Source organism: Parapedobacter lycopersici, from assembly GCF_040395035.1.
Lineage (GTDB): Bacteria > Bacteroidota > Bacteroidia > Sphingobacteriales > Sphingobacteriaceae > Parapedobacter > Parapedobacter lycopersici_A.
Map to the genome: position 1 here is coordinate 1 of NZ_JBEBRB010000080.1, position 10652 is coordinate 10652.

The 10652-nt window shown below is 51.0% G+C and carries 8 protein-coding genes and 1 tRNA gene; 4 read left to right on the forward strand and 5 right to left on the reverse strand.

All coding sequences use genetic code 11. The features are described 5' to 3' along the window. The first annotated feature begins 159 nt into the window (after positions 1–159). The gene (locus tag ABWO75_RS12105; protein ID WP_353185890.1) at positions 160–939 is read left to right on the forward strand and encodes a copper resistance protein NlpE N-terminal domain-containing protein; all 780 of its coding nucleotides are present in this window, start codon (positions 160–162) and stop codon (positions 937–939) included. Positions 940–1032: 93 nt separating this feature from the next. Here the strand turns inward: ABWO75_RS12105 and tig are convergent, their stop codons facing one another. The 4 genes from tig to ABWO75_RS12125 all read right to left on the reverse strand — a co-directional run bounded on the left by tig (position 1033) and on the right by ABWO75_RS12125 (position 4459). Further along, positions 1033–2382: a trigger factor gene (tig, locus tag ABWO75_RS12110; RefSeq protein ID WP_353185903.1), complete on the reverse strand. Its 1350-nt coding sequence runs from the start codon at positions 2380–2382 to the stop codon at positions 1033–1035. A gap of 68 nt (positions 2383–2450) precedes the next feature. Next, positions 2451–2532, reverse strand: a tRNA-Leu gene (locus ABWO75_RS12115). A gap of 102 nt (positions 2533–2634) precedes the next feature. Beyond that, positions 2635–3582, reverse strand: a complete 948-nt coding sequence (locus ABWO75_RS12120; RefSeq protein ID WP_353185892.1) for an MlaD family protein — start codon at positions 3580–3582, stop codon at positions 2635–2637. Positions 3583–3655: 73 nt separating this feature from the next. Further along, positions 3656–4459, reverse strand: a complete 804-nt coding sequence (locus ABWO75_RS12125) for an N-acetylmuramoyl-L-alanine amidase family protein (RefSeq protein ID WP_353185893.1) — start codon at positions 4457–4459, stop codon at positions 3656–3658. A 181-nt stretch (positions 4460–4640) separates the two neighbouring features. On the opposite strand from ABWO75_RS12125, the gene ABWO75_RS12130 reads away from it, so the two are divergent. From ABWO75_RS12130 to ABWO75_RS12140, 3 genes are all read left to right on the forward strand, one after another. Further along, positions 4641–7298: a putative LPS assembly protein LptD gene (locus ABWO75_RS12130; protein WP_353185895.1), complete on the forward strand. Its 2658-nt coding sequence runs from the start codon at positions 4641–4643 to the stop codon at positions 7296–7298. A gap of 39 nt (positions 7299–7337) precedes the next feature. Then, a complete protein-coding gene (locus tag ABWO75_RS12135; protein ID WP_353185897.1) occupies positions 7338–8594 on the forward strand; it encodes a competence/damage-inducible protein A in 1257 nt (418 codons plus the stop codon). Positions 8595–8733: 139 nt separating this feature from the next. Further along, positions 8734–10074 carry a dihydrolipoamide acetyltransferase family protein gene (locus ABWO75_RS12140; protein WP_353185899.1) on the forward strand — a complete coding sequence of 447 codons (1341 nt, stop codon included), beginning with the start codon at positions 8734–8736 and terminating at the stop codon, positions 10072–10074. A 69-nt stretch (positions 10075–10143) separates the two neighbouring features. Here the strand turns inward: ABWO75_RS12140 and ABWO75_RS12145 are convergent. Next, positions 10144–10652 (reverse strand): MATE family efflux transporter (locus ABWO75_RS12145; protein ID WP_353185901.1); only part of this gene is annotated, 509 nt, incomplete at its 5' end.

A 10652-nucleotide genomic window follows, 5' to 3' on the forward strand; every position in this document is an offset into this window, starting at 1 on the left:
GGGAACAGGGTATTGCAGGGCAGTTCTCCATACTTGCGTGCAATGCCAGCCGACTATTTTTCAACAGCTGGTTTATTAAGCATCTGCTAATCCACTCAACATAACACATTGATCTTTTTTGGTACATTTTATGTACATGGGTTCTTAAAAAAAAACATCATGAAAACACGAACCGGAAAATGGGCGTTAGGTGTGCTGATACTGGCAGTCGTCACCACCACTGCCTGCAAAAGTAAAAGGGAAGCCGGACAGGCAAATCCGGATCCGGCTCACAACAGTCAAAATGCACTCGATTGGGCCGGCATGTATCAGGGGACATTACCGTGTGCGGATTGTCCGGGTATACAGACCACGCTGACACTCTCGGAGGACGGCGGTTATACGCTGCAAACCAGTTACCTGGAGCGGGGTGATTCGGTGTTTACCGAAACCGGGCAATTTACCTGGGACGATGCCGGCGGTAAGATCACGCTGGATGGCGACGGCCAGAAACTCCAGGTAGGCGAAAACAGGCTGATCCAGCTCGACCGCGAGGGCAACCGCATAACGGGTACGCTGGCCGACCACTATATACTTGAGAAAATAGACGACACACTGATCGGGAAATACTGGAAGCTTGTCGAATTGCACGGCAAGCCAGTGGAACCGGGCAGCACGATGAAAGAACCCTTTATCCGGCTGACTGCCGTCTCAAACCGCGTTGAGGGAACAGGGGGCTGCAATGGCATGGGCGGTGCATTCGAGCTGAAAGCGCCCAACCGCATCCGCTTCTCCCACATGGTCCGTACCATGATGGCCTGTGAAAATATGGAAATCGAAAACGACATGATTGGAGCCCTTGAAACTGCAGACAGCTACCATGCCAGCACAGACACCCTGCAATTATTCCGGGCACGGATGGCGCCACTGGCCAAATTTGTAGCGGTACCTGACAAATAAAAATCAGCCAATAAAAAAAACCTCATCGCATCGGCATTACAATACTGCCCGTGCGATGAGGTTTTCAGGAGATCGGCCCCTACGGGGCGGGTCTTATTTCAATTCGAGGAATTTATCGTATGCGATTTCCTTTTTCTCCAGTTTCACCAACCCTTTCAGGTAATCAAATACCTTCTTTGCCTTTACTTCATCAAACAGGCGGTTGGCCTGTTCCTTGTCGCCTAGCAGCTGCACGGCGTACTGCGATAACTGCTGCTCATTAACTTCCTGTCCCTGGCCGTAAAGCTTAATCTGCGCTTCAATCCGTTCCTTGGCAAGTGCCAGTACTTCTTCGTATTTTACTTCGAGGCCATTCTTGGTGATGATCCGGTTTTCAATGATCGTCCATTTCAGGTTCCGTAAAAAGTCAGGAAAACCTTCTTCCAGCTCATCCGCTTTAATGTTCGGGTTGGTCGCTTTAAGCCAGCGCTTGAGGAATTCCTCAGGGAAAGCCGCATCCACAGCATCCATACCCGCTGTATACAGGTCGTTCTGCAATTTCTGTGTGGCATTCTGCTCCAGCATGCCTTCAACTTCTTCCCGCACCTTTTCCCTGAAGGCTTCTTCGGTTTTTACCGTTCCTTCACCGAATAACTTGTCGTAAAGCGCTTCATTAAGATCCGCTTCTTCCAGCCGGTTTACATTTTTCACGGTTAATTTCACGGTAGCGGGGTCCAGTCCGGCTACTTCTTCTTCCGTAATGCCGAGTACACGGGCAATATCACTTTCGGCTTTAAACGCCTTTTTGATATCCACAACCACCTCATCGTCTTTCTTAAGTCCGATCAGCTGTTTCTTTATCTTCTTATCATCCACCAGATCCGTCCGTACGGACGCCGTATTCACAATACCGCCTGCTACTGCTTCGCCCTTGGCATCCACCTGTTGCAGTTCGCCATACAGGACATCTCCATCTTCCGAAACATCCGGGTTGGTCATCTTGCCATAGCTGCGGCGCAGGTTTTTGATGCGTGAAGCCAATGTTTCCTCGTCTGCTTTAATTTCGTATTCCGTAAACGTTGATTTTTCGGTAAACGGAATAGTAAACTGCGGGGCAAGGCCGATTTCGTATTGGAAAGAAAACTGGTCGTTAAAATCCCAGTTATAATCGTTCTTGTCATCTTCCTTCGGCAGTGGCTGGCCCAGGATTTCCAGTTTCTGCTCGCCGATATATTCGTTGATCTTATCGCTGACCACCCGGTTGATCTCATCAAACAGAATGGCTTTTCCATATGTACGCCTAATGTGTGATACAGGGACCATACCAGGGCGGAATCCCGGCAATTTTGCTTTCTTGGCCTGTTCTTTAATGGCCTTGTCTACCTGGGGGGTGTAGTCTTCCGGACCGAGGTCCACTGTAATGACGGCGTTGACGTCGTCGATGTTTTCGTGTGAAATATTCATACTCATTAGTAAGCGTTTATCGCATCGTTATATAAAAAATCCTCCCGAAGTATTCGGGAGGATTCAAGTGCGGAAGAAGGGACTCGAACCCCCACGCCTTGCGGCGCCAGATCCTAAGTCTGGTGCGGCTACCAATTACGCCACTTCCGCATAGGATTTTGTTTTGGACTGCAAAAATAACGGTTATTCTGCAAAATGGCAAATCCTTTTTTAATTAAATGCAATGGATTTACCGGCACCTTTTCCGGCTGGCTAATCGGTGTTTTTCCGGCCAAATACGGAGAAATGCACATACCTGCCGGGCCTTGCCTTCATATCGCCAATCAGGGCTTCCAGATTCATGGAAGCCTGATTCAGGTTATTATACAGCTCGTCGTCGTTCAGCAGCAGGCCTATCGAGCCCTGGCCCTGGTTAATGCGATCGGTAATCGACTGGAAGTCAGCCATCGCCTTATTTGCACTGGTTATTGTTTCAGCGAAGTTGGCACGGGCTACCTGATCGGTGATCTGGTTGAGGTTGTCCAGTACCTGCGAGATCTTCTCATTGTTATTTTTCAGGTTTCCGGTAATGGACACCACATTGGTCATGATATCGCTGATGCGGTTGCGCTCGGAAACAACCAGTCCATCCAGCTGGCGCGTGATCCCCTCCAGGTTTTGCAGGGAGTTGGCAATACTGCTGACACTTCGATTAAAATCACGTTGAAAATCCGCATTGATGGTATTATTGATCGAACTGAGCACGGAATCCAGCACCGCAGCAATATCCTGCGCTTTTTTCTGGATAGGCTCAACCTGTTCCATAATGTTCTTCTGGATCGATGCCTGCAGCTCATCACCGTTTTGCGCGTACTCCGGGCTATCCCCCAATTCAAAGACGATCGCCTTCCCTCCTAAAAGATCGGTACTGGCCAGCTGGGCAATGGTATTGGAAGGTATCGCGTAATTGCGGCTCACCTTAAACTCCGTCCGTATCCGTCCATCGGGCAGCAATTCCATTTCAGATACCCGGCCAATCTGATAACCATTCACGAGAATGGGTTTCGATGAGGTCAGTCCGTCCACGCGTTCATACACGGCGTAGAATGTCTGGTCGCTGCTGAACACATCGTTCCCTTTCAGGAAGCTGTATCCAATCACCAGTATTGCAATAGCAACAACGGCCAGGATCCCGACCTTGGTTTCGTTTGGAATTTTCAAAATGGTATTGATTTATCAGTCAATAATGCGTTGCATGTTACTCATCCTTAGAACAAGTTTGGTGCCGAATTGTTCAGCGCTCCACCTGCCGCTTGTATGCTTTGATGGCATCCAATAGATTTTTCACGATTTCCGCCTGCCCTTTTTCCGACTTCATGTAAGCCTCCTCGCTGGGGTGACTGATAAAGCCGATTTCCGTAAGAACAGCGGGCATCCCCGCACGGGCCAGTACGGCCAGGCTCAGTTCCTGCACACCCCGGTCAGGCCTTCCTGATTTGACGTATTCACCCTGGATAAACGAAGCCAGACGGATGCTCTGGTCGCGGTATTGATTTTTCATCAGAGAAAAGACGATATAACTCTCCGGATCTTTCGGGTCGAACCCCTGATAATTATCTTCATAATTCTCCTCCAGCAGAATATCCGCATTCTCGCGGAACGCGGCATCCTGTTCGCCCAACCGGCTGAATCCGGACACGAAGGTTTCCGTACCGGTAATCCGCTTCGCCAGTTTGGCAGGCACGGAATTACAGTGAATCGAAATAAACAGATCCGCCCGCTTGCTGTTCGCCAGCTCAATGCGCTTATACAGCTCAACGTCTACGTCGGTGGTGCGGGTATAATAAACCTTGACCCCCGGTATCGCTGCTTCGATGGCCTTACCGAGCTTTAATGTCACCTGTAACGCCAGGTTTTTCTCCAGCGAGGAACTCCCCCGGGCACCGGGCTTATCACCGCCGTGGCCTGCATCCAAAACAATGGTCCGGATGGTATAGACCGAATCGGCATACTGATTTGCCGATGCGACCGTTGATATGGATAAGGCAAGCAGAAACAGGAAACAATAAATGTATGGTGTAAAATATTTGCTGATCATATCGCTATTCTGGGGGTTCGGTTTTCCTGCCGCGTCATGCTGTCACACCGCGGCATTCAAATTCGTTATCCTGTTGGTTAACGATCGGGTGAATATATTTGAAAACACCGAAATCCTAACTATTTTTAATTAATTTTGTGCGCAATCCGATTTATTGCAAAAATAATATTCGTTGTCAAATTTGAAGTCAGTTGCAGCTTTTTTTTCTTATACTTTATTCTTCTTAACGATATTTTCTGGTGTATCGGTATATGCACAGGAAAATTCGGAAGGGGATAAAGCCGCCACAGACACCCTTCAGCAGCAGCCCCTGGCTGATACCCTTGGCAACACACAACCAGATACATTGGCGGCAGATTCACTGGGTAACAATCCGGATACGTTAACACAGGATCCGGGTGGGCTGAATGCCGTGGTCAGCATTGTCGCGGCCGACTCGCAGGTTACCGATATGGCCTCCAATACCATCCACTTGTACCGGGAAGCGCGGGTAAAATACGAAGGGTTCGAACTTTCGGCAGATTACATCCGCGTGAATCAGACGACCAAAGAGGTGTTTGCCAGCGGGCGGTATGACCACAACAATAAATATGTGGGCCGGCCCGTGGTCATTTTTCCCAATGAAACCCCGAAATCGGTTGATTCACTGCGTTATAATTTTGACACAGCGGTGGGAATTACGCACGGTATTTTTACCGAAGTGGAGGGAGGATATATCCAGGCGGAACGGGTACGCAAAAACCAGTACAACGAGATGTCCCTCTACCACGGGCTATACAGTACCTGTAACCTCCCCCAGCCCCACACGCATTTCGGCATCCAGATCAGCAAAGGCATTGTAACCGAGAACCAGATCATCTCCGGACCCGCGTACCTGGTCATGGAAGGGGTGCCGCTTAAATTTCTGACTATTCCTTTTGGCTTCTTCCCCAAGCCCGACAAGCGCTCTTCCGGTTTTCTCTTCCCTTCCTTCGGTGAGGATTTTACCCGAGGGTTCTGGCTGCGTGATATCGGCTGGTATTTCGCGTTCAATGATTATTGGGACAGCGAGGTACGGGGCAACCTGTATTCAAAGGGGTCGTGGGAAGTTTCCCTGGCAACGCGCTACCGGGTAAACTATAAATATGATGGTGGCTTTAATTTCCGCTTTGCCTCCCTGCGCAACGGCGTGGAGGGCACGCCGGAATACCGGCCTACCAAAGACTTCAATTTCACCTGGAACCACACGCAGCGCCAGGAGGCCAATCCGGGAACTACGTTCAGCGCTTCCGTTAACTTCGGTACCGGTTCATATTTTCAGAACACCGCGGCTAACGGCTCGTACAACTACGAACAGATGACGCGGAACAACATGCAGTCCAGCATCGCCTATGGGAAAACATTTGCCGACGGAAGGGTAAACTTCACTTCCGCATTCCGTCACAATCAGGACATCAATACCGGAAGGGTGCAGCTGGAACTGCCGACCTTTGCATTGAACGTAAGCTCATTCAACCCGTTTGATTCCAAAGACCGGGTGGGTGAACAGAAATGGTATCAGCGGATTAATGTATCCTATAGCTTGCAGGGACGCAATTCACTCGACGCCGAGGAAACCGGGCTTTTTAACAAGGAAACGCTGGGGAAATTCCGCAATGGCTTCCAGCACAATATTCCCGTTAGCCTATCGCTCAATGTCCTTAAATTCTTCCAGTTCAACACCAGCGTAAATTACACGGAACGGTGGTACCTGCAAAGTATCCGGAGGCGACTGGAAAACACGCCTTCGGGGTTCGAGGAAGTCCGCGATACGTTACAGGGTTTTAACCGGGCTTATGATTATTCGGTATCGACGGGCCTGGCAACGAAAATATACGGCATGTACCCGAAGATCGGACGGATCCAGGCCATCCGGCACGTCATTACACCTTCGGTAAACCTCAACTACCGCCCGGATTTTTCGGAAGACATGTACGGGTTTTACCGTTCATTTGTAAATGCCCAGGGGCTGGAGACGCAGTACTCCATTTTTGAAGGTGGCATGTTCGGTTCACCGGGCAGCGGCCGCTCCATGGGAATCGGCTTTTCCATCAACAATAACATTGAGGCAAAAGTACTCAGCAGGCGTGATACGTCGGAAAGCGGGATCAAGAAAATACCGATTCTGCAGGGTCTGACGTTTACCGGAAACTATAATTTTGTGGCCGACTCGTTCAATCTGTCCAACATCAATTTCTCGGGCCGTACGGCACTGTTCAATCAGAAGATTAACCTGAACTTCAACGGTACGTTTGATCCGTACAGTATCGATGAAAACGGTCGCCGTGTCAACCGGTTTGCCATTAAGGACGGTAAGCTGGCACGTCTGACAAGCTTTGGCCTGTCTTTCGACTACAGTTTTAACCCGGATGCGAACAGAAACCGGCAGAATGGGCTCGACTCACTCAACAACCAGCGCAACAGCATGACCCCTGAACAGCAGCAGGCACTGGCACGGATCAGTTCGGATCCCAATGCGTTTGTCGACTTCAATATCCCGTGGAACCTTGCCGGATCGTTCAGTTTTCAATATTCAAAATTCGGCAATACCGCAAACATCACCAGTACCGTCAACGTACATGGCGACTTCAGTGTCACGCCCAAATGGAAGGTGCAGTTTAATTCAGGATATGATTTTAAACGGAAGGAAGTGTCACTGACGCGGTTCAGTATTTACCGCGACCTGCATTGCTGGGATATGTCGTTCGGCTGGGTACCATTCGGTCAATTCCAGAGTTATAACGTCACCATCCGGGCGAAGGCCTCCATCCTGCAGGACCTGAAACTGACCAAGCGGAACGATTCATACAATAGGTTTTAATGCGTGGCTTTTACCGCCACGCACCGTATATTAAACATCATGTTTGCTGAAATCATTACCATAGGCGATGAAATTCTCATCGGCCAGATTGTAGATACCAATTCGGCTTGGCTGGCTGAACAGCTGAATACAGCCGGCATCCATGTCCGGCAGATCAGCTCGGTGGCGGACACCGCGGAAGCCATCATCACGGCGCTCGGCGAGGCAGCGGGCCGAGCCGACTTGATTTTCGTCACCGGTGGTCTTGGTCCCACGAAAGACGACGTAACCAAACAGGCCCTCGCCACTTATTTTGGCTGTGGCCTCCGCCGGGATGCCGATGTACTTGCCCACGTGGAAGCCATTTTCAGTCGCACCCAACGTCCCATGCTCGACATAAACCGCAAACAGGCAGATGTCCTTACCGGCAGCACGGTACTGTTTAATGACCTCGGCACGGCTCCGGGTATGTGGCAGGATTACCGCAATAAAACATACATCATCATGCCCGGCGTTCCTTTTGAGATGAAACACATTATGCTGGAACGTGTGCTTCCCAGGCTTGGACGGCTGGATGGCCGTGTACCCCGCTGGCATCACACGCTGCTTACCGGTGGCCTTGGTGAGTCGTTTCTCGCCGAAAAAATTGCCGATATCGAACGGGCATTGCCCCCCCACATTCACCTTGCTTACCTCCCTAAACCGGGACTTGTACGCTTACGGCTTACGGCTACCGGAGCGGACCTGGGGGCGCTGCAACAGGAAACGCAGCAGATTGCCAATACGCTCAAATCGCGTATTGGCGACTATTTCCTGGGTGATGGAGAGGCTACGCTCGAATCCCTGATCTTAACGGCCATGCAGACCGCCGGCTATCACTTTTCGACTGCCGAAAGCTGTACCGGAGGTGATATCGCCAGGCGCATTACGGCAATACCAGGCAGCAGCCGCGCGTTTGAGGGCGGCGCGGTTACCTACTCCAATGCGTTGAAAATGCAGTTATTGGGTGTAAACAAGGAAACATTGGCATTACACGGCGCAGTCAGCGAAAAGACGGTGCAGGAAATGGCCGCCGGTGCGCGGATCAATTTCCGGACCGACTACGCGGTGGCGGTAAGCGGAATCGCGGGACCGGACGGCGGCACTTCCGAAAAGCCTGTCGGGCTGGTGTGGATCGCCGTTGCCGGAAAACAGCAGGTAATTACCCGGGAGTACCGCTTTGGGAACGACCGGCTTGTCAATATTGAACGGGCAGGTACAGCTGCATTGCTGTTGCTAAGGCAATTGCTGTTTGCCGAAAACCCGGCACTCCGCTAAGCGACAATTTATCATTTATTTGGAATAATGAAATTTAATTACGTCATCGGCTTTTTTTTCAAAATAATATTTTAATCTTTTAATTTTCATCAATTATCTATGTAACTTAGGCCGATTTCATCAATAGCACGATCAAGGTATGGCTATACATCAGTTACAACTGCCCCGCATGGGCGAAAGCGTATCGGAAGCAACCATTGTAAAATGGCTGAAACAGCCAGGCGACCGGATTGAGGAAGACGAACCCGTATTGGAAGTGGCCACGGATAAGGTGGACTCGGACGTACCGTCGCCCGTGTCCGGCATCCTGAAGGAATGGCTGTTTGCGGAAAATGACGTAGCTCAGGTCGGCGATGTAATCGCTACCATTGAAACGGAGGGCGCGGAAACAGCCATGGAGCAGCAGCCGGAGCCCGCGCAGGAAATAACCGAACCGGCTATCCCCGGAATCGACCAGCTTGAAGAAACCGGCCATGACGCACCCGCTGCCAGACCCGCGGCACCCGTAACCGACCCTGGCGGCACCCGGTTTTATTCGCCGCTGGTAAAGAGCATCGCTACCCAGGAAGGGATTACGGGAGACGAACTGGAACGCATTACGGGTACAGGCGCCGAAGGCCGCGTAACCAAGCAGGATATACTGGATTACCTCGAAACCAGAAAAGACGGCGGCGCATCTCCACTAACGTCACCTACCGAAATACCTGCGGCCACCGGAACCGTATATACACCGGAGCCTTCCGCCGGACCCGGCACGGCTATCGTTTCACCATCGGATGAGATTATCGAAATGGACCGTATGCGCCGGCTCATCGCCGAGCACATGGTAAAAAGTGTGCAGATTGCCCCGCATGTATGTTCCTTTGTGGAGGCCGATGTCACCAACCTTGTGAATTGGCGCAATAAAGTAAAGGCCGCTTACGAAAAACGGGAAGGTGAAAAAATCACGTTCACGCCCATTTTTATTGAGGCGGTAAGCAAGGCATTACGGGACTTTCCCATGGTCAATATCTCGGTTAACGGCACGCAGATCATAAAAAAACGAAACATCAATATTGGTATGGCCGCGGCACTGCCTTCGGGCAACCTGGTTGTACCGGTGATCAAGCGCGCTGACCAGTTAAGTCTGGTCGGCCTCAGCAAAGCCGTAAACGACCTGGCAAACCGCGCACGCAACAGCCAGTTAAAACCCGACGATACCCAGGACGGCACATTCACGTTAACCAATATCGGCGCCTTTGGCAACATTATGGGCACCCCGATCATCAATCAGCCGCAAGTTGCGATCCTGGCAGTAGGTACCATTACCAAGAAGCCGGCGGTAATTGAAACGGAATATGGGGATATGATTGGTATCCGGCACATGATGTACCTCTCGATGTCGTATGATCACCGGGTAGTGGATGGCGCACTCGGTGGGCGGTTTTTGAAACGTGTAGCGGATTACCTGGAAAACTGGGATATCAACCGCGAAATTTAAGCCCTATTATTGGTTCCCCGGCTTATCCCCCGCTTCGCCAGTTGTTGCCGGGCGGTGCGGCTCCCGTTTTCAGCGCGATTCCCGGTACAGTCCGGCGACTACCTGCCGGTAACGGAGATACAGCAATGCCGACGAAGTCAATAAACCGAGGGTAAGCCCGAACCAGATGCCCTTGATGCCCCACCCCATGGTGATGCCCAATAAATACGCCCCCGGGAGCCCCACGATCCAATAGGCGATAAAGGTAATCAATGTGGGGATATTCACGTCGCCAATACCCCGCAGAATCCCCAGACCGACAACCTGTGTACCATCGAACAGCTGGAATAGGCCGGCAATGATCAGCAGTTCCGCAGCAATGCCGATTACCATGAGGTCGCTGGTAAAAATCCACGGCAGCCATTGGTTCAGCAGCGCAAATAACAATGCGGTGATTCCCATGAATGCCAGTACGATATGATAGCTCGACACCGCGTAGCGCTTCAACCGGAAAAAATTACGCTGACCGAAACTGTTGCCTGTTTTTATGGTGGCGGCAGCGGCGATGCCGCTGGCCATCATATACGTCATGGCTGCCA

Bases quoted from the DNA above. Each gene is read 5' to 3' on its own strand.
- ABWO75_RS12140 (WP_353185899.1), top strand. From the start codon at position 8,734: ATGGCTATACATCAGTTACAACTGCCCCGCATGGGCGAAAGCGTATCG.
- ABWO75_RS12125 (WP_353185893.1), bottom strand. From the start codon at position 4,459: ATGATCAGCAAATATTTTACACCATACATTTATTGTTTCCTGTTTCTG.
- ABWO75_RS12105 (WP_353185890.1), top strand. From the start codon at position 160: ATGAAAACACGAACCGGAAAATGGGCGTTAGGTGTGCTGATACTGGCA.
- tig (WP_353185903.1), bottom strand. From the start codon at position 2,382: ATGAATATTTCACACGAAAACATCGACGACGTCAACGCCGTCATTACA.
- ABWO75_RS12135 (WP_353185897.1), top strand. From the start codon at position 7,338: ATGTTTGCTGAAATCATTACCATAGGCGATGAAATTCTCATCGGCCAG.